The organism is Marivita hallyeonensis (genome assembly GCF_900129875.1).
Classification (GTDB): Bacteria; Pseudomonadota; Alphaproteobacteria; order Rhodobacterales; family Rhodobacteraceae; genus Marivita; species Marivita hallyeonensis.
The window spans coordinates 26,066-49,839 of record NZ_FQXC01000006.1 but is presented as its reverse complement, the minus strand read 5'-3'; the positions used below and the strand labels follow the sequence as shown (position 1 = coordinate 49,839).

Annotated in this window: 22 protein-coding genes; 14 read left to right on the top strand and 8 right to left on the bottom strand. The window is 60.1% G+C overall.

The window, feature by feature from the left end; translation table 11 throughout:
* Window positions 1–110: 110 nt before the first annotated feature.
* From smc to mdoH, 8 genes are all read left to right on the top strand, one after another.
* Window positions 111–3,566 (top strand): chromosome segregation protein SMC, encoded by a 3,456-nt coding sequence (smc, locus tag BUA42_RS17995; protein ID WP_072779732.1) that lies wholly within the window; start codon window positions 111–113, stop codon window positions 3,564–3,566.
* 72 nt (window positions 3,567–3,638) lie between these two features.
* Window positions 3,639–3,965 carry a hypothetical protein gene (locus BUA42_RS17990; protein WP_143152741.1) on the top strand — a complete coding sequence of 109 codons (327 nt, stop codon included), beginning with the start codon at window positions 3,639–3,641 and terminating at the stop codon, window positions 3,963–3,965.
* 108 nt (window positions 3,966–4,073) lie between these two features.
* Window positions 4,074–5,672, top strand: coding sequence for a thiamine pyrophosphate-binding protein (locus BUA42_RS17985; protein ID WP_425435044.1), 1,599 nt, complete (start codon window positions 4,074–4,076; stop codon window positions 5,670–5,672).
* Window positions 5,659–6,864, top strand: coding sequence for a CaiB/BaiF CoA transferase family protein (locus BUA42_RS17980; protein ID WP_072779729.1), 1,206 nt, complete (start codon window positions 5,659–5,661; stop codon window positions 6,862–6,864). The genes BUA42_RS17985 and BUA42_RS17980 overlap by 14 nt, the downstream gene beginning before the upstream one ends.
* A gap of 135 nt (window positions 6,865–6,999) precedes the next feature.
* Complete coding sequence (locus BUA42_RS17975; RefSeq protein ID WP_072779728.1) at window positions 7,000–8,361, top strand: tetratricopeptide repeat protein; 1,362 nt, start codon at window positions 7,000–7,002, stop codon at window positions 8,359–8,361.
* 31 nt (window positions 8,362–8,392) lie between these two features.
* Window positions 8,393–9,574, top strand: a complete 1,182-nt coding sequence (locus BUA42_RS17970; protein ID WP_245819061.1) for an OpgC family protein — start codon at window positions 8,393–8,395, stop codon at window positions 9,572–9,574.
* Window positions 9,575–9,606: 32 nt separating this feature from the next.
* Window positions 9,607–11,097 carry an OpgD/OpgG family glucan biosynthesis protein gene (locus BUA42_RS17965; RefSeq protein ID WP_245819060.1) on the top strand — a complete coding sequence of 497 codons (1,491 nt, stop codon included), beginning with the start codon at window positions 9,607–9,609 and terminating at the stop codon, window positions 11,095–11,097.
* Window positions 11,073–12,983, top strand: a complete 1,911-nt coding sequence (mdoH, locus tag BUA42_RS17960) for a glucans biosynthesis glucosyltransferase MdoH (RefSeq protein ID WP_245819059.1) — start codon at window positions 11,073–11,075, stop codon at window positions 12,981–12,983. The genes BUA42_RS17965 and mdoH overlap by 25 nt, the downstream gene beginning before the upstream one ends.
* A 14-nt stretch (window positions 12,984–12,997) precedes the next feature.
* Here the strand turns inward: mdoH and BUA42_RS17955 are convergent, their stop codons facing one another.
* From BUA42_RS17955 to BUA42_RS17940, 4 genes are all read right to left on the bottom strand, one after another.
* Entirely contained in the window at window positions 12,998–13,819 is an 822-nt protein-coding gene (locus tag BUA42_RS17955) for a CE1 family esterase (protein ID WP_084066290.1), read from the bottom strand.
* Window positions 13,820–13,851: 32 nt separating this feature from the next.
* Entirely contained in the window at window positions 13,852–14,298 is a 447-nt protein-coding gene (locus tag BUA42_RS17950; protein WP_245819058.1) for a rhodanese-like domain-containing protein, read from the bottom strand.
* Between the two features lie 9 nt (window positions 14,299–14,307).
* Entirely contained in the window at window positions 14,308–14,823 is a 516-nt protein-coding gene (locus tag BUA42_RS17945; protein ID WP_072779722.1) for a YHS domain-containing (seleno)protein, read from the bottom strand.
* Between the two features lie 119 nt (window positions 14,824–14,942).
* On the bottom strand, window positions 14,943–16,112 hold the full coding sequence (locus BUA42_RS17940) for a lytic murein transglycosylase (protein ID WP_072779721.1): 1,170 nt from the start codon (window positions 16,110–16,112) through the stop codon (window positions 14,943–14,945).
* Window positions 16,113–16,300: 188 nt separating this feature from the next.
* On the opposite strand from BUA42_RS17940, the gene BUA42_RS17935 reads away from it, so the two are divergent.
* A complete protein-coding gene (locus tag BUA42_RS17935) occupies window positions 16,301–16,663 on the top strand; it encodes a response regulator (protein WP_072779720.1) in 363 nt (120 codons plus the stop codon).
* Here the strand turns inward: BUA42_RS17935 and BUA42_RS17930 are convergent.
* Both BUA42_RS17930 and BUA42_RS17925 read right to left on the bottom strand, forming a co-directional pair.
* A complete protein-coding gene (locus tag BUA42_RS17930) occupies window positions 16,660–17,649 on the bottom strand; it encodes a glutathione S-transferase family protein (RefSeq protein WP_072779820.1) in 990 nt (329 codons plus the stop codon). The two genes, BUA42_RS17935 and BUA42_RS17930, sit on opposite strands and share 4 nt — an antisense overlap.
* Before the next feature lie 189 nt (window positions 17,650–17,838).
* On the bottom strand, window positions 17,839–18,630 hold the full coding sequence (locus tag BUA42_RS17925) for a shikimate dehydrogenase family protein (protein WP_072779719.1): 792 nt from the start codon (window positions 18,628–18,630) through the stop codon (window positions 17,839–17,841).
* A gap of 86 nt (window positions 18,631–18,716) precedes the next feature.
* On the opposite strand from BUA42_RS17925, the gene BUA42_RS17920 reads away from it, so the two are divergent.
* From BUA42_RS17920 to BUA42_RS17900, 5 genes are read left to right on the top strand one after another with little or no spacing between them, the layout of a single operon-like run.
* A complete protein-coding gene (locus tag BUA42_RS17920) occupies window positions 18,717–19,385 on the top strand; it encodes a GntR family transcriptional regulator (RefSeq protein ID WP_072779718.1) in 669 nt (222 codons plus the stop codon).
* Between the two features lie 20 nt (window positions 19,386–19,405).
* A complete protein-coding gene (locus tag BUA42_RS17915) occupies window positions 19,406–20,419 on the top strand; it encodes an ABC transporter substrate-binding protein (protein ID WP_072779819.1) in 1,014 nt (337 codons plus the stop codon).
* A 57-nt stretch (window positions 20,420–20,476) separates the two neighbouring features.
* Window positions 20,477–21,244 (top strand): ABC transporter ATP-binding protein, encoded by a 768-nt coding sequence (locus tag BUA42_RS17910; RefSeq protein ID WP_072779717.1) that lies wholly within the window; start codon window positions 20,477–20,479, stop codon window positions 21,242–21,244.
* Window positions 21,237–22,037 carry an ABC transporter permease gene (locus BUA42_RS17905; protein WP_072779716.1) on the top strand — a complete coding sequence of 267 codons (801 nt, stop codon included), beginning with the start codon at window positions 21,237–21,239 and terminating at the stop codon, window positions 22,035–22,037. Before BUA42_RS17910 ends, BUA42_RS17905 begins: the two co-directional genes overlap by 8 nt.
* Window positions 22,034–23,239 carry an FAD-dependent oxidoreductase gene (locus tag BUA42_RS17900; protein ID WP_072779715.1) on the top strand — a complete coding sequence of 402 codons (1,206 nt, stop codon included), beginning with the start codon at window positions 22,034–22,036 and terminating at the stop codon, window positions 23,237–23,239. Before BUA42_RS17905 ends, BUA42_RS17900 begins: the two co-directional genes overlap by 4 nt.
* A 37-nt stretch (window positions 23,240–23,276) precedes the next feature.
* On the opposite strand, the gene BUA42_RS17895 is transcribed toward BUA42_RS17900, so the two are convergent.
* Both BUA42_RS17895 and BUA42_RS17890 read right to left on the bottom strand, forming a co-directional pair.
* A complete protein-coding gene (locus BUA42_RS17895; RefSeq protein ID WP_072779714.1) occupies window positions 23,277–23,510 on the bottom strand; it encodes a GlsB/YeaQ/YmgE family stress response membrane protein in 234 nt (77 codons plus the stop codon).
* A 2-nt stretch (window positions 23,511–23,512) separates the two neighbouring features.
* Window positions 23,513–23,773 carry a hypothetical protein gene (locus BUA42_RS17890; RefSeq protein ID WP_072779713.1) on the bottom strand — a complete coding sequence of 87 codons (261 nt, stop codon included), beginning with the start codon at window positions 23,771–23,773 and terminating at the stop codon, window positions 23,513–23,515.
* Between the last annotated feature and the right edge of the window lies 1 nt (window position 23,774).

Here is a 23,774-nt window from a genome sequence, read left to right as displayed (position 1 = left end):
TCTTGTGGATAAGAACTGCGAATTTACCACATACGCCACACCCGCATTGACTCGAACGACCTGACCACCACAGACTGAATGCCAACCTAGGAATCACGCAGGCAGGCATAGTGCGCTTTTCCAAGCTTCGACTGACAGGCTTCAAAAGCTTCGTCGACCCGACCGATCTGATCATCGCAGATGGTCTGACGGGCGTTGTCGGGCCGAACGGCTGTGGCAAGTCGAACCTGCTCGAAGCCTTGCGTTGGGTGATGGGCGAAAACCGCCCGACCGCAATGCGTGGCGGCGGAATGGAAGACGTGATCTTTGCCGGCGCGGCCACCCGGCCTGCCCGCAACTTTGCCGAGGTGTCGATCCAGATCGACAACACTGACCGGCTCGCCCCGGCAGGGTTCAACGATCAGGACCAGCTTGACATCGTCCGTCGTATCACGCGTGACGTGGGCAGTGCCTACAAAGCCAATGGCAAGGACGTCCGCGCGCGCGACGTCCAGATGCTCTTCGCAGATGCGTCAACCGGCGCACACTCCCCCGCGCTTGTGCGGCAGGGCCAGATCAGCGAATTGATCAACGCCAAGCCCAAGAACCGTCGTCGAATTCTTGAAGAGGCCGCAGGTATTTCCGGCCTCTACCAACGCCGTCACGAAGCTGAACTGAAGTTGAAGAGCACGGAAGCGAACCTGCTTCGGGTCGATGACGTGATCGAACAGCTTGCCGCGCAATTGGCCCAACTCGCGCGACAGGCCCGCCAGGCCGCGCGCTACCGCGCGATTGGTGAGGAATTGCGCCACGCGGAAGGGTTGCTGCTGTACCGCCGCTGGAACGACGCGGATGTGGCAAGAGCCGAAGCGGACGCGCAGCTACGCGAACGCATCACTGAAGCGGCAAAGGCCGAAACCGCCGCGCAAGAAGCTTCGAAGGCAAGAGAGGACGCGGGCGCGGCCCTACCACCATTGCGCGAAGAGGCCGCCATCGCCGCCGCCATCGTTCAGAGGCTGACACTTCAGCGCGATACGCTGTCCGAGCAAGAACGCCGCGCTGAGGAGTTGATCGAGACACTGACCCGGCGCATCGACCAGATGGGCAAGGACATGGAGCGCGAAAGTGCTCTGAACCGGGATGCAGGCGAAACCATCGCACAGTTGGAATGGGAAGCGGCTGAACTGGCCAAAGCTGCCGAAGGTCATGATGAAAAACTCGCTGATGCCGCCGAAGCCGCGCGCGAGGCAGGCGCCGTTTTGCAAGCGCGTGAAGCTGACCTGAGCGAGAAAACCGAAGACGTGGCCCGCCTTGCCGCCCGCCACCACTCTGCCCAGCGCTTGTTAAGCGACAGCCAGAAAACCCTTGAGCGCAATGAGGCCGAAGCGAACCGTGCGCGCGCGGCGGTAGAAGACGCCAAAACCACGCTCAACCAAGCCAAGGACACGGCGGAGCAAGCAGCGGCGGAACAGCTGGCTGCCCGCGATCTCGCAGAGCGCGCCGAAGAGGTCTTGTCCGAAGCTGAAGCAGCGCGCGCGGAGACGCAATCGCGTGAGGCCGATGCACGCGCGGAGCGGTCGGAGGCCGAAGGTGAGCTTAGCGCGCTGTCTGCAGAAACCACGGCTCTTGCTCGGTTGCTGGACCGAGACACGGCAGAGGGTGGTCAAATCCTCGATCGCCTGCAGGTCGAACAAGGCTTTGAGAAAGCTCTTGGCGCGGCCCTTGCCGATGATCTACGCGCACCAGAAGTGGATGGGGACGGCCCGACAGGCTGGACGGTTCTACCCGCTTACGACGTCACGCAACCGCTCCCCGAAGGCGTCACAGCCCTGACCCGGCATGTCTCTGTGCCCGATGTGCTTGAACGGCGGATGGCGCAGATCGGCTTGGTCGATGCCGACGACGCACCACGCTTGCAACCGCTTTTGAAACCGGGCCAACGGCTTGTCAGCCCGGAAGGCGATCTCTGGCGTTGGGACGGCTATCGTGCCTGGGCCGAGGATGCTCCGTCCGCAGCAGCCCTTCGGCTGGAACAGCTCAATCGTCTTGAGACGCTAAAACAGGAAACGGCGCGCCTGTCTGCGCGGGTCGACGCGGCACGGGACGCGCATGACAGCCTGACCAAGCGCTTGTCCGATCTGACGCAGGGTGAAAAAACCGCGCGCCAGGCACGTCGAGATGCAGACGCCGCCGTCACGGACGCGGCGCGCAAGCTCAGCCGGGCTGAGGCGGATCGCGATATGGCTGAAGGCAAGTTGGAAAGCCTGTCGCTGGCGGTGTCGCGGTTTGAAGACGAGGCAACAACTGCCCGGACACAGCTGGTCGAAGCAAAACGCTCGTTAGGCGAGTTGGAAGACCTGGACAGCGCACGCGCCGAGGTGGAAGACCTCAAGATGACGGTCGAAGCCGCCCGGATGACGATGATGGCGCGACGGTCCGAACATGATGAACTGCGCCGTGAAGGCGAGGCCCGAAAGGCCCGCGCGCAGCAAGTCACCAAGGACCTGAGCGGATGGCGTCATCGGCTCGAGACGGCGGAGAAACGCAGCGCGGAACTGGCCGAAAGACGCGAGGCCGCTCAGGACGAGCTCGAAACCGCCTCGAACACCCCGGCCGAACTCGCTGCACAGCGCGACAGCCTTGGTCACGAAATCACCCAGGCGGAAGCGCGTAAAGCGGCTGCGGACGATGCGCTGTCCACGGCAGAGAGCGCCCTGCGCAGCGCGGATCAGGCCGAACGCGAAGCCGAACGCCACGCCTCCGAAGCGCGCGAAGCACGCGCCCGGTCCGAAGCCCGCGCAGAGGCGGCTCGGGAAGCGGTGACGCTTGCTGCGGAACGGATCGCAGAAGAGCAGGAAACAAGCCCGACAGCACTCTTGCAGAAACTTGGTGCCGATCCGGACAACCTGCCGAAAGCCGAGGCCATTGATGCCGACGTCAATCGCCTCAAACGCCAGCGCGATGCGCTCGGGGCGGTGAACCTGCGCGCCGAAGAAGATGCGCGGGAGGTCCAAGAAGAGCACGATACGTTGCTCTCCGAAAAGCAGGATCTGGAAGAGGCCGTCAAAACGCTGCGCTCTGGCATCTCAAGCCTCAACCGTGAGGGCCGAGAACGACTTCTGACCGCGTTCGAGCAGGTGAACAGCAATTTCTCGCTTCTCTTCACCCATCTGTTCGGCGGCGGCGAGGCAAGCCTTGTCATGGTCGAGAGTGATGATCCGCTTGAAGCCGGGCTCGAGATCATGTGCCAGCCTCCCGGAAAGAAACTGTCAACACTGTCGCTTCTGTCCGGAGGCGAGCAAACCTTGACCGCGCTGGCGCTGATCTTTGCGGTGTTCCTGGCGAACCCGGCTCCGATCTGCGTGCTGGATGAGGTCGACGCGCCATTGGATGACGCCAACGTGACCCGCTTCTGTGACCTCCTGGACGAGATGTGCCGACGCACCGAGACACGCTTCCTCATCATCACGCACCATGCGGTCACCATGTCGCGCATGGATCGCCTCTTTGGCGTAACGATGGCGGAACAGGGCGTAAGCCAACTTGTGTCGGTCGATCTGAAAAAAGCCGAACGCATGGTCGCGTAATCGTGTGAGACGCGCGGCAGCATTCCGCGCTAGGCTCATTGAATGATACGGTTTCTCGCTATCTTTGTGCTGATGCCATCGACTCTTGTCGCGCAGGATTGGTCCCCTCGCGACGGTGACAGATTGTTCGATCAGGCCACACTCGACACCAGATTGCGCGGGACCACGATCACCTTCTTTGACGATGGCCAGTCGCGCTTCTTCGAAGACGGTCGTTACACCTACACTTATGCCAACGACGGCGGCACCGGGTACGGCTATTTCGAGGTCAAGGATAACAGCACAATCTGCGTTGATTTCGTGACCGGTTTCTCAAGATGCGACATGTATGTCCTCGACGCGGCAGACCGGCTCGTCCTTATCACCGAAGCAGGTGATCGGTTTCCGATCCGCCCTTAAGTCACGGCCAATCGACAGCTTCATTTCAACCGCAACACATGGACGTGTTTTGCGTCTTATCGCGTTGTGGCGCATCCCATTTGCGAAACAAATGGAAAAGGAATGCCGATGCGCGCGGCCGACGTTGTTGCAAAACGCCTTTACGAAGCGGGTTGCCGGTGGGCTTTCGGCTTACCGGGTGGAGAGGTTCTGACCCTGATCGACGCGCTCGAAGCCGCTGGCATCACGTTCATCCTGTGCAAACACGAAAACGCTGCGGGCTTCATGGCGGAGGGCACCTATCACCGCACGGGCGCACCGGGGATCATGGTGGCGACCGTGGGTCCCGGAGCGCTGAACGGAATCAACGTGGTCGAAAACGCGCGCCAGGATCGTGTTCCGATGATCGTTCTGACAGGATGCGTCGATCCCGAGGTTGCCGAAGTCTATACGCATCAGGTGCTAGACCAACCTCAGGTCTTCCGCCCGATTACAAAGGCCAGCTTCACCCTGAATGCTGGTGCTGCGCATGTCATCGCCGACAAGGCTGTCACAATAGCCATGGAGGGGCGCCCCGGCCCGGTTCACATCGATGTGCCGATCTCAGTCGCCGACGCGCCAGCTCAGGGAACCGGCGTTCTGCGCACGCCGGCGGCCAAAACTGCCCCCTCCGGTGATGCGCTTAATCGCGCGCGCACCGCACTTGCCGATACAAAGCGCCCGCTTATCCTAGCCGGGGTCGACGCCTTGGCACCGGGTGGCGCAGACGCTGTGCAAAAGGCGGCCGAATTGCTCGGAGCGCCGGTCATCACGACATACAAGGGCAAGGGCTTGCTGCCCGAGGATCATCCCCTGTCACTTGGGGGTGCCGGGCTGTCGCCCAAGGCCGATGGTGTGCTCCTGCCTTTGGTCCGGCAAGCCGATGTGATCCTTGCCATCGGCTACGACCCGATCGAGATGCGCGCCGGTTGGCAGAACCCGTGGGATCCGCAAAACCAGATGGTGATCGACATCACGGCCGAGCCCAACCACCATTACATGCATCAATCGACGCTCAACATCATTGGCGATTGCGCGGCCAGCGTGGATGCGATCCTGCCGGACACCGGTCACCCTGTCTGGGAGAGCGGTCGCGTTGAAAAAACAAAGTCTGAATTGGCGGCCGCTTTCCCCACGCCCGACACCTGGGGTCCCGCGCAAGTCATCGCGACCTGCCAGCGCATCTTACCAAAGGACACTCTGGCCACGGCGGATAGTGGCGCGCATCGAATACTGCTGTCGCAAATGTGGCGGTGCAATTTCCCGCGCGCGCTGACCCAATCTTCCGGCTTTTGCACGATGGGATGTGCCGTGCCCCTGGCCATCGGAGCGCAAATTGCGGAACCGCAGCGTACAGTGGTGGCCTTTTCCGGCGATGCGGGCGTTCTGATGGTGCTGGGCGAACTGGCAACCGCAGCAGAGCTTGCGCTCAAGACCATCTTCGTGGTCTTCGTTGACGCGTCCCTCGCCCTCATCGAACTGAAGCAGCGCCAAAGGCAACTGCCCAATCGGGGCGTCGACTTTGACCGAACCGATTTTGCAGCCGTCGCCAACGCTTTCGGAGGCAAAGGTTACACCGTGCAGTCGAAAACTGAGCTGGAACAGGCGCTTACCGATGCGGTGGCCTCTGACACCTTCACGCTGATTGCAGCTGAGATAGATCGCGGAGCCTACGATGGCGCATTCTGAGATGCCCGGAGCACTTGACGGGCTTCTGGTTCTCGACCTGTCACGCATTCTTGCCGGTCCCACGGCGACGCAGATGCTTGGTGATCTTGGTGCAACGGTGATCAAAATCGAAAATCCCAAGACCGGTGGCGATGACACGCGCAGCTGGGGCCCTCCCTACGCCCCGACTCCGGACGGACGAAGCGACCTGAGTGCCTATTACATGGCCGCAAATCGGAACAAGTACTCTGTCGCGGCGGACCTTTCGAAAGCCGATGGTCAGGAACTCGCCAAAGCCATCGCCGCGCAAGCGGACGTGGTGATCGAGAACTACAAACCCGGCGGGCTTGAGAAGTTCGGACTGGACCATGCAACGCTCTGCGCGGCGCACCCGCGCCTTGTGTATTGCTCCATTTCCGGTTTCGGCCAGACCGGACCGAACCGAAATATCGCGGGATATGACCTAATGGCTCAGGGCTACGGCGGGATCATGTCCCTGACGGGTGATCCCGACGGACCGCCGATGAAGGTGGGTGTTGGCATCGCTGATGTGATGTGCGGGATGTACGCCACCATTGGTATCCTCGCGGCGCTCCGACACCGCGATGCATCTGGCGAAGGGCAGCATATCGACCTCGCGCTGGTCGACAGCCAGATGGCTTGGCTGATCAACGAAGGCACGAATTATCTTGCCTCCGGAACCGAACCCAAACGCCGTGGAAATGCGCATCCCAATATCGTGCCCTACGATGTGTTTGGCTGCGCGGATGGCCATATCATCCTCGCCGTGGGCAATGACGCGCAGTTCCAGCGCTTCTGCAAAGCGGTTGACCGCACCGATCTGGCGGACGACCCCCGCTTTGCCACGAATCCCGGCCGCATCGCACATCGCGATACGCTGACACCTCAGATCGCTGAAACACTTGTTGCGATGAAAACAGACGCAGTCCTGAAACTGTTACAAAAGGTTCAGGTGCCCTGTGGCCCGATCCATACCGTGGGACAGGCCCTGAACACGGATCAGGCAGAAGCACGTGGCGCGGTGATTTCGGTCGATCACCCGGAAACCACATCCGGCAAGGTAAACCTGCTTGGAAACCCGCTGAAACTGTCCCGGACGCCGGTTTCCGTGCGCCGTGCGCCGCCTCGGTTCGGGCAGGATACCGAGGCGCTTTCGGCGATTTTGGCACAGCACACCTCGCGCAAATCCTGAAACGCCAAGTCACCGAAACGTGAGGCATTCTCACGTTCCCGCGCGCTAGCGCGCCTGTGATGTGAGCGTGTTTGAAGAAGTGTCTACCAACGACGACAGCGCTCTGATCACTGCCACATCCACAAAGGACCTTTCATGCTGCACGATATCTGCTCTTGCGAGGTCAGCCTTACCGACGAACGCGCCCTGTCTGACTGGAATGCGGTGGTTCTTGGTATTCTCTCGCACGGGCAGAACGCCGCGACGCATCTCGGACGATTGCTTGACCGCGCGCCGGACTTTGCCATCGCGCATGCGCTCAAAGGTCTGGCCTCGCTCATGCTGGGGCGTCGAGAGCTGGTCGCGGTTGCGGCTGATGCGAACCGGACGGCACGGGCCAAACTTCAACTCGGCGGCGCAACAGAGCGCGAACGGCTGTGGTGCGCAGCGCTTGACGCATGGTTGGGCGGGCATCCGTCCAAAGCCATTGCGCATATGGAGGCGTCTTTGCGCCTGAACCCCGCGGACACCATCAGTATGAAGCTGTCGCATGGGATCCGGTTCATGCTTGGCGACAACCACGGCATGCGCGCGTCTGTGGAAGCCGTTATGCCCGCTCACGGCGCCGACCACCCGCTGCGCGGGTATGCTCTGGGGTGTCTCGCGTTCGGATTGGAAGAAACCGGCGAATATGCAGAGGCGGAACGCTTGGGTCTTCTTGGCCTTGAGCTGGCCGGGGACGACGCGTGGGGATTGCATGCCGTGACGCATGTTTATGACATGACCCATCAGGTCGGTCGTGGCATCACCTTGATCGACGAGAACACCTCGGCCTGGGATCACTGCAACAATTTCCGGTATCATGTCTGGTGGCACAAGGCGCTTCTCCATCTTGAAAAAGGGGACGTGGAAACGGTTCTTACGCTTTACGACACGCAGGTCCGGAGTGAGAAAACCGACGACTATCGCGATATATCCAATGCGACATCCCTGCTCATGCGGCTGGAACTGGATGGCGTCGATGTGGGCGACCGGTGGGAAGAACTCGCAACGCTGTCCGAGATGCGAAGCAAGGACGGGCTTCTCGTTTTTGCGGACCTGCACTACATGCTCGCCCTTGCCGGTGACCACAGGGCAGATGCGCTGACCCGAATGACAGCCCGGATCGCCCGCGATGCACAGAGGTCGGACGAAGGTGCAAAGGTCATGGATCGACCGGGTGTGTCCGCGGCGAAGGGCCTGTCTGCCTTTGGTGCAGGACAATACGATCTGGCGTTCAAACACCTGCAGAATGCGCAGCCGCATTTCCAGTCCATGGGCGGCAGCCACGCCCAGCGCGACGTGTTCGAACGATTGACGATCGAAGCCGGATTGCGCGCTGGACAGTTGGACCAGACAGACGCACTTCTTATCGCCCGCACATCCATTCGGGACGGTAACGAGGATTCTTTTGCCCAGTCTCGCCGAACACTGATTGCCGACACACGCGCCCTGCTCACGTCACTGGCCGCGGAATAGTACATTTGACATGACGCTTGCCGATCCGTCCATGACACTCTCGCGCCAATCAGGCACATCCGATGCGATGCCGCAGGCGGGCACACGCGATCCGCGCCTCGATTTCTTTCGCGGTATCGCAATGTTCATCATCCTGATCGCGCATATTCCCGGCAACTGGTTCACCCTCTGGATCCCGGCCCGGTTCGGATTCTCGGACGCCACGGAGACATTTGTCTTTTGCTCTGGCATGGCATCTGCCATCGCTTTCGGGCGCGCTTTCAGGGATCGCGGCCTGCTTATGGGCACAACCCGCGTCACTTTTCGCATCTGGCAGGTCTATTGGGCGCATATCGGCCTCTTCTTCGCCATCGCGGCGACCATGGTCGCTCTGAACGCCATGTTTCCCGATGGCCGGGACTATGTCGGGCAGCTCAACCTCTATCCGTTTTTCAATAATGCCCAGACCAATCTCATAGGATTGATGACGCTGACATATGTGCCGAACTACTTCGACATTCTGCCGATGTACCTCGTCATCCTTGCCATGATGCCGCTGATGATCGGCCTCGCCCGCATTCACTTTGGTCTCGCAGCGCTCGCCTCGATCACGCTTTGGGTTTGTGCGAACGTCCTGGGCTGGAATTTCCCGGCGGAACCGTGGTCCGAGCGGGGTTGGTTCTTCAATCCCCTTGGGTGGCAATTGATATTCTTCACCGGGTTTGCCTTCATGTCGGGTTGGCTTCCTGCACCCCCACGCGACAGACGGCTGTTCTGGCTCGCGGTGGCCATCATCCTCGTGACCATTCCATTCGCGTATTTCCGCGTCTTCAATGCGTTTCCGGTTTTCCTCGAATGGCGTCGTGACTGGTCATTCCTGTTCCAGAAAACCGAATTCGGCATTCTGCGCTACGTGCACTTCCTCGCCACGGCCTACGCGGCTTGGTTTCTGGTTGGACCAGCGGGCGTCAACATTCTGCCGGGATCACGCCCGGGTGCCCTGGCGCGTGCGTGGCAAGGTATCCTTGCGATCATCATGAAGGTTGGGCAGCAGTCGCTCGCCGTTTTCATAGGCTCGATGTACCTCGCCCGCGTCCTTGGTGCCTTACTCGATCAAGTGGGCCGGACTGGTTTTTCGATGCTTTGGGTCAACCTTCTCGGCTTTGCGCTTATCATCGGCGTGGCCTACGGCGCAGCTTGGTTCAAGTCCCACCCTTGGAAGAGGGCCGCCTGAGCATGTTGCGTCGGCAGGTACTTCAAGGCCTCATGGCCCTCGCGGCATCACCGGTGGTTGCCTATTCGGCTGGAGAGCCGGGACTGCAGCTTGGCGAAGCGCAACCCTTTTCCGCGAGTGACGTCGTTTCGCTTGCAAGAGGGCTTGCCCAGAAACCTTATGCGCCGCCTCGCTCAATTCCAAAAGCTTGGACCGAAATCACCTACGACGACTACGTGTCGATCTGGTTTGACGGCCGCAACGCGCTTTGGGCAGACGACAACAGCGCGCCCCTGCATGTCGACGTTTTCGCGCCGGGCTTGTTCTACCCTCACCCGGTTGCGATTTCGGTTATTGAGAACGGCACCGCCCGCCCGCTGAAATTCGACATGGCGGTCTTTGACAAAACCGACAAGTTTCCCGATCTCCCCATCGATGACACGCTGGGCTATTCTGGCCTTCGCCTGCGGGCCGAGATCGAACAACCCGGCATCCATCAGGAATTCGCGGTGTTTCAGGGCGCATCCTATTTTCGCGCAATCGGCACCGGCGATATCTACGGTCTGTCCGCGCGCGGTCTGGCAATCGACACCGGAGAACCGACCGGAGAAGAGTTCCCCGATTTCCGCGCGTTCTGGATTGAGACACCGGCTGCTGGCGATGCAACATTTGTGGTCCACGCCTTGCTCGACAGTCCAAGCTGCACCGGGGCATACCGCTTTGTCATCACTCCGGGCCAGCCTCTCAAGATGCTGGTCGACGCAACGCTTTTCCCACGCCGCGACATGGCGCATGTCGGGATTGCCCCTCTCACATCGATGTTTCAGTTTGACGAAACCAATCGTGATCGCTTTTCCGATTTCCGCCCGGCGGTGCATGACAATGACGGTCTCCTGATCCTGAACGGCGCGGGTGAGACGATCTGGCGTCCGCTTGCCAATCCAAGAACGCTCCAGATCAGTGCATTCCGCGATGACAACCCGAGAGGATTCGGCTTGATGCAGCGCGCACGGGCCTTTAGCGATTTTGCGGACCTGAGCGCACTCTACCACCGCCGGCCCGGTGCATGGATCACGCCGGGCGAAGACTGGGGGCCCGGCGCCGTCACATTGGTCGAGATTCCAACGGATCGCGAAATCTACGACAATATCGTGTGCTACTGGCGCCCCGACGGCGGCCTGACCAAGGGGCAGGAACACCGACTGTCCTACGGACTTTCATGGGGCTCCGAGAGCGACTTCGGGGCGGGTCTGAGGGTTCTGAACACGCGCATTGGAGATGCCTTCGAGGACGGCATCATCGTCGCCATCGATTTCTCAGACGGCCCCGGCGTGCCCAACGACCTGAGCAGACTCGAAAAACTGATCCGTTCCAGCACGGGCGAGGTATCGGCAGGCGTCGTGCAGAGAAATCCAGAAACCAACGGACCGAGACTGGCTTTCAAGTTCCACCCCGGCGACGCGACGCTCATCGAATTTCGTGCGCAACTCCGCCTGAATGGCCAACCACTGAGCGAAACGTGGCTGTACCGATGGACGGCGTGACGCCCTACTGCCGCGCGTTCATGCCGGCACGCGCGCCGTTACCGATGGTGAAGCAGGACTATCGTTCGCCCGCGCCACACCGGCACAAAATGGCAAGGCAAAAGGACACCGATGATCTCTGGCGCGTGGCCGCCTTCGCGCCTGCCCTCATCCTCAGCGCGGTGTTCAGCATTGGCATCGCACGCTGGATGTTTCAGGGCGGCGCAACCGCGCTCGAAGTCACAGTCGTCGCGCTCGTCGCGCTGACCTTTGTCTGGGTGTCCCTGTCAGTCAGCACGGTGGCGATCGGATTGCTGCGCCGCGCTATCCAAACTAACGTGGCCCAGCGGCATGGACACGTCATTCCTCAATCCATTGCTGTCGTAATGCCGGTCTTCAACGAAGACCCGGCAGCCGTGTTCGGCAACGCAGCGGCCATGCTCGACGATTTGAACCGAGGGCCACAAAGAGACCGTTTCACACTGTTCATCCTAAGCGACAGCAATGATCCAACGGTCACGGAACTCGAAGATCATGCCTTTGAAATCCTGCGACAGCGTGCGCCTGCGAACATAGCGGTCCACTACCGTCGCCGCGGACAAAACACAGACAAGAAGGTCGGCAACCTGACCGATTGGATTGAAAACTGGGGCGCAGGTTATGATGCGTTCATCATTCTTGACGCCGACAGTCTCATGAGCGGCGCTGCCATGCGTGAACTTGCGAGCGCTTTGGCCAATGATCCCGACGCAGGGCTGGTCCAAAGCATCCCCAAGCTGATCGGTGCTGAAACCCTTTTCGGTCGCATGCAGCAATTCTCGAATGCGGTGTACGGATGGTTGCTGGCCGAAGGGCTTTCCACGTGGTCGCAACGCGAAAGCAATTACTGGGGCCACAACGCGATTGTCCGCACGCGTGCCTTTGCAAGCAGTGCACATTTGCCCCGGCTTCGCAGTTGGCGAGGCCGTGAAAAACTGGTCCTCAGTCACGACTTCGTTGAAGCAGCGATGCTGCGCCGTTCGGGATGGTCGGTTCGGTTTCTCCCACAATCGGGGGGCAGCTACGAAGAGACGCCGCAGACCTTGATTGACTATGCCTTGCGCGACCGGCGCTGGTGCCAAGGCAATCTGCAGCATCTTCGACTTCTGGGCGCGCAAGGTTTTCACCCACTGTCCCGCTTCCACATGCTTCAGGGCGCAGTTGCCTTTCTGTTGTCCCCTGCGTGGCTGGCCTTGATCCTGATCTGGGCTTGGTTGGGAACGCAGTCGGAAGCGGCTGTGGTCTACTTCTCTGCTACGAACCCGCTGTATCCCGTTTGGCCTACACTCGGCAGCGTCGACGGGACCGCGTTCCTCGCCATCATTTTCACGATGCTCCTCCTGCCGAAAGCCGCGGGAGCAGTCGCCCTTGCCATGCACGACCGGACCCGCCGCGATTACGGCGGTTGGGCTTCATTCGCCATGACGACCGGATTCGAGATCATCTGCGCCATCCTGTTTGCTCCGATCCTGATGGTCCAGCAATCCATCGCGGTTGGGCGCGCTCTACTGGGACACTCCAGCACATGGATTCCGCAGAACCGGGTGGTCAAAGGCCATACTTGGTCCGAGTTGTTACGCTTTCATTGGATCGAAACGCTGCTCGGCATTGTTGCAGTTTTGGGGATCGGGCTCGGAGCGATCTCGCCCTGGCTACTGCCTATTGCCGTCAGCTTGGTTTTCGCAGTGCCACTCTCCAAGCTGAGTGCGCTTCCGTTGGGCAGAGCTCTTCCCCTGCCGTTTCGCCTTGAGACGCCTCAATCGCTACGGGAGCCGCGGATACTCAGGCAAGCCCGTTCCGAGCGGGCGCAGATGCTCCGGCGGTTGAAAGACGCGCCACAAAGACCGCTGGCGATTGCTGCAGAATAGCCCGAACTCGTGCCTCACTCCAGGTTTTCGAACCAATCCAAAGCCATGTCCGCCCACCCCGCAGGGATCACGTGCCCGCCGGGAAACAAGGCCAATTCAAGCGCCGACCCCGGCGTGCAGCGATCCCAGGCACGCCGCCAAAACGGGCTGCTGGTTTCGAAGCGGTCCGGTTTCAACTGAAAACATCCGTTGGTTTCACGCCAGATCGATAGAGCGTGGAAAACATCCCCCTGGATCAACGCGTCGAGGTCACGGCTGTCTTGGCCGCGCAAGACCCGCCCTTCGAGCGGCACGGTTCCGTCGCTCCAACCATGGGTGTGCAGCATGCGCACCGGACCTGCGCACTGCTCCGGATGCGGTCGCCAGAAGTTTCCCCCGATGGGCGTATAGGCTGCGAACGCGTCAGGATTGGCACAGGCAAGGTAGGCGGTCATTGAGCCGCCAATGGAAAACCCGGATAGCAACACGCGGTCGGGGTCCAATCCGAACCGTGAAATGGCGTCATCTCGAACCTGCGTGAGAAACGCGATTTCATCGCGACGTCGCGGTCGTTCCGGATGGAAAGACCATGATCCGCCGTTGCGACCGCTCATCTTCAGGCCGGACGGCGCGATCACCGCGTATCCTCGCGCGACCATCGCATCCACGAGGCCGCGATTGCGCATCACACCTTCGCCCGAACCACCGAAACCGTGAATGAAAACCACGGCGGGTACAGGCGCAGAGCCATCCTGCGGCAGTGCGATTAAGTAGTCGCCCTGATCTACCTTACACGGCGCAGTGTCTGAACACGCTACTGCGAAAGTTGCGGAAAGCAGGATTGTGATAAGCAGCATCCCGCCGCCGCAAACTCCGCGTAACAAGGCCGCTAGCCTGACCATGGAACCACCGGCAAATCCCGCGCGATCCAACCCGGCCCGGCGCGAGACCCGAGCATGCCTTCCGGCACGTCAATGACACCAGATAACCCGGCGTCGGTGAGAGCGGCAGCCAAACGGCGTGAGCGCACACCCCGCGCGCAAATCAATGCGACAGGCCGCGCAGAATTGCCCTGCTCCGCTTGAAGCGCGCTGATGAAATCCGACCGTCGCATGTCGATGGGTACCGCCCCTTCGGCCAAGCCCGTGGTCTGCCACTCTTCCGGCCGTCGGATATCGACCAGAATGACAGACCCGTCGCGCGCCGCCGCAAGAGCTTCGGGCGGTGTCATGCTGACGCCAGCACTTTGCCGTGCGCCCGGCCAGAACGCATAAGCTCCAAAAGCAACCGCCGCGGTGATTGCAATCCCGCCCAGAAACGTGCGACGGGTCAGCACCAGACCAACCTAGTTCGCGACAGGCGCAACCGACGAAAAGTTCGGAATTGTCCGGTCCGACGCATTCGCAGGCTCCAACCCGGGCCAGTTGTCACCGGCAAGTGTAAGGTTGCCGGGAATGTCTTCTTCCCAGAACCCCACGACATTTTCGGTGATGTTGAGATACAGCTTGCCATCTACAATCCGCCAAAGGTTGGGGTTCGCAGGGACCTTGCCGCCGCGCGATACACCATAGGCACAATGCCCATCGAACTGTGGCGCATATTTTGCCGGATCTGCAAGGAAACGATCACGGTTCGCTTCGGACGAAAACGCAAAGGTCGCGCCGTTGTACTCGGCCGTGATGTCGCTGCGCCCCGGCACCGGAGGCGTTTGCCGCGCCCCGATATCGGATTGCGGCAAATCGAAATAGGCGACCACGTCGAATCCCGACACGGCAAACCCGGTTTCGTCGACATATTGTGGACCCGAAAACGCTGCGCTGGCGAATACTGCAAAAGCGGCGGACAAAATCAATCGTTTCATTTTGGCAAAACTCCAAGAGGTTATGCCATTGACGCTACGCCAAGCGTAATTGCGAAGCATCCACCGCTCGCGCGGGTGTGATGGCTAGTGTGTCACGATGTCGTGCGCCGGTGATACAGCTACAACCGATCCAGAAGGGCTTTTGTCGGCCAAGCGTCAACCGGAAGTCCCAGCTCTTTCTGTACAGCCCGCACTGCGGCGCGTGTGCCCGACCCGAGGATGCCATCGATTTCGCCCACGTCGAACCCACGATCTTGAAGCTTGCGTTGCAGCAGCATCATCTGTTCCCCGCTCAGCGCGGGCTGCGGTGACCCGGCATCAAAGATTGGGGCACCGCCAAGGCGTGTCGCGAAATAGGCCGCGGTCAGCACGTAGGTGAAGCTCTGGTTCCATTCGAAGAATACGTTGAAATTCGGATACGCGAAAAAAGTCGGTCCGCCATGCCCCTCAGGCAGGATAAGCGACCCGGAATATCCCGACTGCAATGGTGTGCTACGTCCTTGCACGCCAAGAGCCTGCCACTCCGTGACTGGTTTGACGGTTGGGAGACCCGTCAGAGACATGTCGAATCCCTCGGGCAGGCGCACCTCTTGCAGCCATGGCTCTCCTGCCCGCCATCCAAGGCTTTGCAGCATTTTCCCGCCCGACATGAGAGCATCCGGAACAGACGTTTTCAGCGTAACCTGGCCGTCACCATCCCCATCGACACCGTTGTCCAATATGTCCTCGGGCAGCATCTGCACCATCCCGATTTCGCCCGCCCAAGCGCCAGTCGTGCGCTGCGGGTCAAAGTCACCCTGTGCAAAAAGCTCCATCGCGGCGAAGATCTGCGGCCGAAAGAGTTCCGGTCGTCGGCAATCATGCGCTAGCGTCACCAGCGCGTCCCGCGTGTTGAAATCGCCTTGATAGGAACCATAATCCGTCTCGAATGCCCAAAACGCCAACAAGACATGGCGAGACACGCCGTAATCCTGCTCAACTCGATCGAACACGCTGTCCCATCGCACCGCGTTTGCGCGACCGGCCTCGATCCGGTTGGCGCTGATCAGTCGCCGCGCGAATTGCGTGAACGGCAATTGAAATACGCCCTGGCGACGATCCGCCCTCAAAACCGCTTGATCCTGCACGACACCGTCGAAAAAAGCGGTTGTCACCGATGATGCAAAGCCTCGCGCCTGTGCCTCAGCCTTAAGGTCCCCGACAAAATCCGCGAATCCACCACCGCACTCTGCCGTCACTGGCCCAGTGAGCAGGAGGGACGTTGCCAATGCCGCACAAAACTTCCGCACCCGATGTCTCCGATTACGATACGCACAACCTATGCGTTTAAATCCGCACGCTTAAAGCGAAGATCGGCTAGCTTCCGCTTATTTTAACGGTTTCCAAACAAAGCTTACCGAGACGTTAACCCTTTATTATCTTCTGGGAACTGAGTCTGGGTTCACCTAGCGTAAGCCCCTTATGGTTTGTCTGTTTGATGAATGTCCTAATTGTGCAAAACAAGCCCTTCCTGGGAGAGCTGTGGCAGCGGCATTTGCAGCGTCATGCACACACGGCTGAGATCGCGACAGATCAGGAAAGCGCCATCGCCAAACTGTCCGAGACGTATTTCCCGATAATCATTCTGGACGTCGTGCTTGATGAGGGAAGCGCGTTCGCCGTGGCAGATTACGCCAGCTACCGTCACCCCGACGCCCGCGTGATCTTTGTCACCAACACCAGTTTCTTTTCGGACGGATCGATCTTCCAGCTTTGCTCGAACGCCTGCGCCTTTGTTCCCAGCGCGACGCAGCCCGAAGACCTCGCCGCGATGGTCGAACACTACGCAAAAACGTCCTAAGCCGCCTTTAATCGCTCCCGCCCGTGCGGCGCATCGAAATCCAAGACCGGATTTATCGGAATGATCCGGTGCGGATTGATGCTCTCGTGGCTGAAGTGATAGTGGCGCACGATGTGGTCCAGATTGACCGTCTCAGCCACGCCCGGCCATTGATAGAGTTCGCGCGTGTAACCCCAGAGGTTGGGATAGTCGATGATCCGCCGACGGTTGCACTTGAAGTGCAAGTGATACACAGAATCAAACCGAGCCAGCGTCGTGAACAACCGCCAGTCGGCTTCTGTGACGCGCTCACCCATCAGGTAGCGCCGCGTCGCCAGCCGGTCGTCCAGCCAATCCAGGCTGTCAAAAAGCGGCCCAACAGCTGCGTCATAGGCCTCCTGCGACGTGGCGAAACCAGATTTGTAGACACCGTTGTTGACCGTGTCATAGACCCGTTCATTCACCTCTTCGATCTCGTCCCGCATACGCTCGGGCCAGTAATCGTCCGTGTTTCCGGTGATGCCGTTGAAGGCGCCGTTGAACATGCGAATGATCTCGGAGCTTTCGTTCGACACGATGGTCTCGCGCTCCTTGTCCCAAAGGATCGGCACAGTCACGCGCCCGGAGATCTTCGGATCGGCCTTAAGGTAGATGTCCCGCGCAAAGGGCAGACCGTAGAGCGTATCACCCGTCGCATCCGGGAAATCCGCTTCGAACGTCCATCCATCCCCCATCATATCAGGATGCACAACGGACACGCCGATGTGGTCTTCCAGACCTTTCAGTGCGCGAAAGATCAAGGTGCGATGCGCCCATGGACAAGCCAGACTGACGTAAAGATGGTATCTCCCGGACTCAGCCGGAAACCCGCCTTCACCGGAAGGCCCCGCAGAGCCATCTGCCGTGATCCAGTTCCGAAATTTCGCGGTGCTGCGCTTGAACGCGCCGCCCGTGCTTTTCGTGTCGTACCATTGATCTTTCCATTCGCCGTCGACCAGCAGTCCCATAATGCGCTCCATATCCTTTATTCGGCATAACTTAGGGCCAAGGCCGCCCGCGCAAAACACATACGCCCGCGCAGATAATTCCCGATTTGCGCACAGCGGGCGCATCTCCGGATGCAGTGCAAGTCTGGTCGATCCCCGATCTCTCGGATGTCAGTGCGTGATAAAGGCTGATTTAAACGCGTCGGCGCATCATCCGCCCGAACGAAACAGGAAGGCCATTTGCGCCGACACCTGCCCCTCGCCCATCGCGACTGCATCGATGCATGTTTTGCCCAAATCGTTGGCCGCTTGCAAAAGCTGGCTCGTCTCGATGGCTCCAGCCACGTCGCAGACAACCGTGCTTGCGTCGATGGCCTCTGGTGAAAAAAGCGGTGGGGCGGATGCGTCTTTGCCGTTTGGAGTCGCGTCGATCAGGAAACTGGCGGTGTCCGACGCTGTTTGGATATTCGTTGCGGGCCAGAACCCACGGATCAGATCTTGGGTCTGTTCCAGGCGCTGCGCGTCATTGTCTTCAAGTAAGACGGACGTTAGCCCGCTTTCGCACAAGGCGTCCACGATGGCGCGGCCTGCACCGCCACCGGCACCGATGACATGGGCGGTCTCACCCACCAAATCGACGCCCGACGCTCGTATGGCGCGCACCAACGCACGCCCGTCAGAAGCATCCCCGTCCAACGCACCAGAAGCCACCCTTCGCACCGTGTTGAGCGCGCCGAGACGCTGTGCCCGTTCGGTCCGCGTGTCCACGATGTCGAACGCCGCCTGCTTGTGCGGATAGGTGACGGAACACCCCAGAAACGTGTCGGACGCGCGGAGCAATTCCCAGAACGCGCCAAGCACCTTTTCCGGCACCTCCAACGGCACCATGCGCGCGTCGATGCCGTTGTCGTCGAACCAGGCATTCACCGCAGGCGGCGACACCACGCCCATGACCGGCGCACCGATGATCGGGAACAGCTTCGTCTTTCCTGAAATCCGCATACCGATGCCCCCTGAATTCATGAAGCTTGACAGAATTCAGCACACATTCGTAAAAATATCCAATATTTTTGATTCTATGGAATGTGATGATCTTTTCCAATAAGACGTCTGAAGACAGTACGATCGTGGAACTGCTCGCGTCCTCTCTCCGGCGCGACATCGCTTTCGGCACGCTGCTTCCGGATCAGAAGCTGAAAATAAACGAACTTCAGAAACGCTACGGCGGATCGAACCATTCGATGCGCGAGACGCTGCGCATTCTGTCAGCCGAAGGTTTGGTGGAAGCAACCGCGCAGCGCGGTTTCCGGGTGACTTCGGCCACCGAAGACGATCTTCGCGATATCCAACTTGTCCGTGTCGAGATCGAAAAGGTGGCAATCTCACGGGCCATCACACGGGGCGATGTGTCTTGGGAAGGGCGCGTAATTGCCGCGCACCACGCGCTGCAGAAAGCCGAGGCTGCTGTGACCGAAGCTCCGGACGATCTGACCGCGCTGGAATGGGACGAAGCCTGCCGTGCTTTTGCCTCGGCGCTCGTCGAAGCTTGCGACAGCCCACGCCTGATCGACCTGCATCGCAAGTTCTTTGACCAAAGCCGTCGCTTTCGCTTGGCGCAATTGCGCGAAGGAAAGCTCGATTGGGCCACCAGAAAGGCACGCCAGAAGGCCTTGCTGGATGCGGTCCTTGCAAGAGACGAAACCGCAGCCTGTGCTTTGCTGCAGAAGGATATCGAGGCCGAGCTGAACTCAAATTAATGATCAAAAGGGAGGAGATCATGACCACACTTAACCGCCGTAAGGCTTTGGCGCTCATGGGCGCATCGGTCGCCGCATCGGGGCTGGCCGCTCCGGCTTTGGCCATGAACAACAAAATCAAGGTGGGCGCACTCCGCTTCACCTCGCATGCCGGGAACTTCGTTGCTTTCGAGCGGGGCTACTTCGCCGACGCGGGCTTGGACGTCGAATTCGAATTCTTCCAGGCGGCGCAGCCGATGGCCGTCGCCATTGCTTCCGGTGACGTCGACTACGCCGTCACAGCGGTCTCGGGCGGATTGATCAGCCTTGCCGACAAAGGCGCCATCAAGGTGATCGGCGGCGCCCTGAGCGAAGAAGAAGGCATCGACGGACAAAAGTTCCTTGCCTCGGATGCTGCATTCCAGGCCGGGGTGAAAACACCCAAGGATTTGGACGGAAAGAAATTCGCGGTCACGCAAGCCGGTTCCTCATTCCACTACATGGGCTCCAAGATGGCGCAGGCAGAAGGCATCGAGATGTCCTTCACGCCGCTTCAGAAGGTCGGTGCCATTATCGGGGCAATGAAGTCCGGGCAGGTCGACGGATGGTCGATTGTCCCGCATATTGCAAAGCCGCTGGCGGGTTCCGGCGCAGTCCACATCATCGGCAACGTGTCGGACTACCTTCCCGACTATCAGGTCACGACGGTGTTCACCTCAGCCAAGCATGCTGCCGATGAACGCGGTATGACTGAGAGCTTCCTCGAAGGGTTTTCGCGAGGGGTGGATGACTACGCAGCGGCCATGATCGACAACACAGCCGATCAGGATGCGATGGTCGATCTCATTCACAAATACGTCTACACGGACCGCCCGCGCGACAAGGCGGCCCCGTCGATCATCAACGGGACGATGCGTCTGAACAAGGGTGCCGCGTTGAACATCGCATCGATCCAGGATCAGCTGAACTGGTTCCAGTCCGAAGGATTGGTCGACGCCGACATCACCATCGAGAAGCTCGTCGATACATCCTACGTGGATATCATCGGCGCCTAAGTCTGAACCGGCGAGACCGGCCGCTGCCGGTCTCGCCAAAATCTGCGGACAGAGCGCATGGATATCCGTCTGGATGGCATCAGCCACTCGTACGACACTTTCGAAGTGATGCGGGACATATCGCTGGACATTTCCAGCGGTCAGATCGTCTGTATCGTCGGCCCATCGGGATGTGGGAAATCGACCCTGCTTCGGTTTATCGGCGGGTTGGAACGCCCGCAGTCCGGACAGGTGCTTCAATTGGGTGATCCACCAGAGGGATGTCTGAACCCGCTCACCTACATCTTTCAGGATTTCGCCTTGCTGCCTTGGCGCAGTGTTTCGGGGAACGTCTCGCTCGTGCTCGAAGATCATGGGATCAAGGGGTCGGCAGCGCGAAAGATCATCGAAGACGTACTTGCCCGCACCAAGCTCAGCGATTTCGCAAAGGCGCTTCCCAAACAACTCTCCGGCGGCATGAAACAGCGGGTGGCCATCGCGCGGGCGCTTGCCGTCAATCCCGCGGTCATGCTGATGGACGAACCACTCTCTGCGCTCGACAGCCAGACCCGAGAGTTGTTGATGGACGACCTGATCGACCTCTGGACACGCCAGCCGTTCACCGCCGTCTATGTCACGCACAACCTTGCCGAGGCCGTTCGGCTGGGTCATCGGGTTGTGGTTCTCTCAAGACGACCGGGACGCATCCGGGAGATCGTCGAGATCGAAAAACCTCTGAACCAGCGTGAATTCGGGGATCCTGACCTCGACAAAGCGCAAAAACACCTGTGGCAATTGATGCGCGATGAAGCCCGCGCTGCGGATGCGGAGCTGATCAATGTCTGACGTATCTCTCGGGAAATCCGTGGCATTCCGCGGCGGAGGCTTCGCGCCGAAACCACACCGCTGGGTCGGTGTCTTAGTGTTCATCAGCCTCATATTGTTTGCCGAATGGGGCACGCGCACCGGATGGATCTCGGCGCTCACCTTGCCGAAACCATCGGACGTCTTGCAGACATTCCAAGAACTTTACGACAGCGGATTGCTGTTCAAACATCTGGCGCCATCCCTGTCGCGCCTCATCGTCGGCGCCGCGATAGGCGCAAGCATCGGCATCAGTGTCGGCATCCTGATCGGGCTTTTTTCCTACATTCGCTCCGGACTCGTGCCGCTGGTCGCTGCCATCTTCCCAATTCCCAAAATCGCGCTTTTGCCGCTTTTCGTGATCTGGTTCGGAATCGGCGAAGGCTCCAAATACGCGCTCATCGCCTTTGGCACCTTCACCCCGACAGTGGTCGCCACCTACGGCGCGGTCGACAATGTGGACCGGACGCTGATCCGCATGGGCCAGAGCTTTGGTCTGTCGTGGTGGTCCATCGTCCGCAAGATCGTGCTGCCCGGAGCGATGCCGGGCATTCTGTCCGGCCTCAGGATCAGCCTTGCCATCGCAATCATCCTCCTGGTCGCTGCCGAGATGCTTGGGGCGGAATACGGGATCGGGGCGTACATCCTCGAAGCCGGGTCTCTGTACGACCTTGAACGCCTCTTCGCGGGTGTCGTCATTCTGTCGCTGCTGGGCGTTCTGGTGAGCGCCGTCATCGGCCTTGTCGAACGGCGATTGCTTGGCTGGCGCACATGACCCGCAAACCGGAAAGCGACTACGATGTCGTCGTGGCCGGTGGCGGAGCGGGCGGCGTTGGGGCTGCATTGGGCGCAGCCTGTGCCGGGGCAAAGGTCTTGCTGGTCGAGAAGTATGGCTTCCTCGGCGGAGCCGCGACCAATGCCCAGGTGCTGGCCTATTGCGGCTTCTTCCAACAGGGACCGAACCCGATCAAGGCCGTGGGCGGCGCGGCTGATCTTGTCCTCGATGAATTGCGCAGACTCGGGCTGAACTGCGATCCGTACCGGTCACCTACAACCATGAACTGGATCATCCTGCTTGAGCCGGAAGCCGTCAAACTTGCGCTCGACCGGGTGCTTGAGGCCAACGGCGTCGACGTTCTGTTGCACACGCGGGTCGCCGCGGCCACGCGCACGGCCGATCGCATTGAATCGGTGACACTTGCGGGGATGGACGGCCGCACGCGGGTCACGGCAGAGGCATTCGTGGATGGCACCGGCGACGCCAATCTGTCCCTCGTCGCCGGTGTTCCCTGCCGCATCGGCAACGCGGAGGGGCAGCTTCAGGCGATTTCGTCCCCGATCCGCATCGGCGGGCGGGACATGTCAAAGCCAATTGATCGGGCGGCGATAAAAGCGGCCTTCGCCAAATACAACGCGGATGGCAGATGGCCGTCCGCCCGCGATGACGGTGGCATTTACACCGAAGTGCCGAACACGGGTGAAATGTGGTGGATGATGTTCGATCACCCGCTTCCGGACCTGAGTTCCGCCAGCTTTACGAAAGCCGAACGCGCCGCGCGCGATGCGGCACATGACTACGTTGCGCTTCTGCGAAAAGAGGTGCCAGGGTTCGAAAACGCGTATCTCGTGCAAACCGGCCCCCAGATCGGGATCCGCGAGAGCCGTCACCCTGCCGCACGCTACGAACTGACCGGAGCGGATCTGGCGACCGGACGACAGCGCGACGATGGGGTCGCAAAAGCCGCGTGGCCGATGGAGGATCACAGCGTCGCTGGGAAACCCAAATACACGTCAATCGGCGGAGACGGTTGGGCGTCAATTCCGCTCGACGCGCTTCGGGCCAAAGGCCTCGACAATCTCTTTTATGCGGGCCGGACGATCGGGGCCGACCCTTTGGCCTATGCCTCGATCCGCGTCATGGGAACGGCCTTCGCCACTGGAGACGCCGCGGGCCAAGCTGCGGCGCAAGCGGTCTGACAAAAAGCGAACGGGCAAGCCGCTTCAGGCTCTGGACCTATGACCGTAGCTTCTGGATGACCCAAATCACGATCATCGCGCCAAGAACTGCCCCAACCAACCCTGCCAAAGCACCGGTGATCGACAAGAGCAGTCGGATCACCATCGCGCCGATCAGCGCACCGGCCACTCCAACGAAGACGGTCTGCAGGGTGCCCATTTGCACGCCCATGAAACGCGTTGCCAGAAAACCCGCTGCGGCCCCGACGATCACGAGCAGGACAATCGACATGTCTACCTCCGCCGCCTGTCGCGCACCGTACTACGCCAATGGGTCGGGACGATAATCAGCGCACCAAGGGACGAAGCTATGGCGTTGATGCCCGGTGACTGAAATCCGATACCGAACATGATCCGCACGAAATACGCAAGGAAGGCCCCGCCAACGCAGATGATGATGCTTTGCAGGATGCCGTTATTCGTAAAGCCAGTGCGTTCGCAGATGTATCCGACGATCCCTGCGATAATGACAGTGCCCATCAGGACCATGAACATA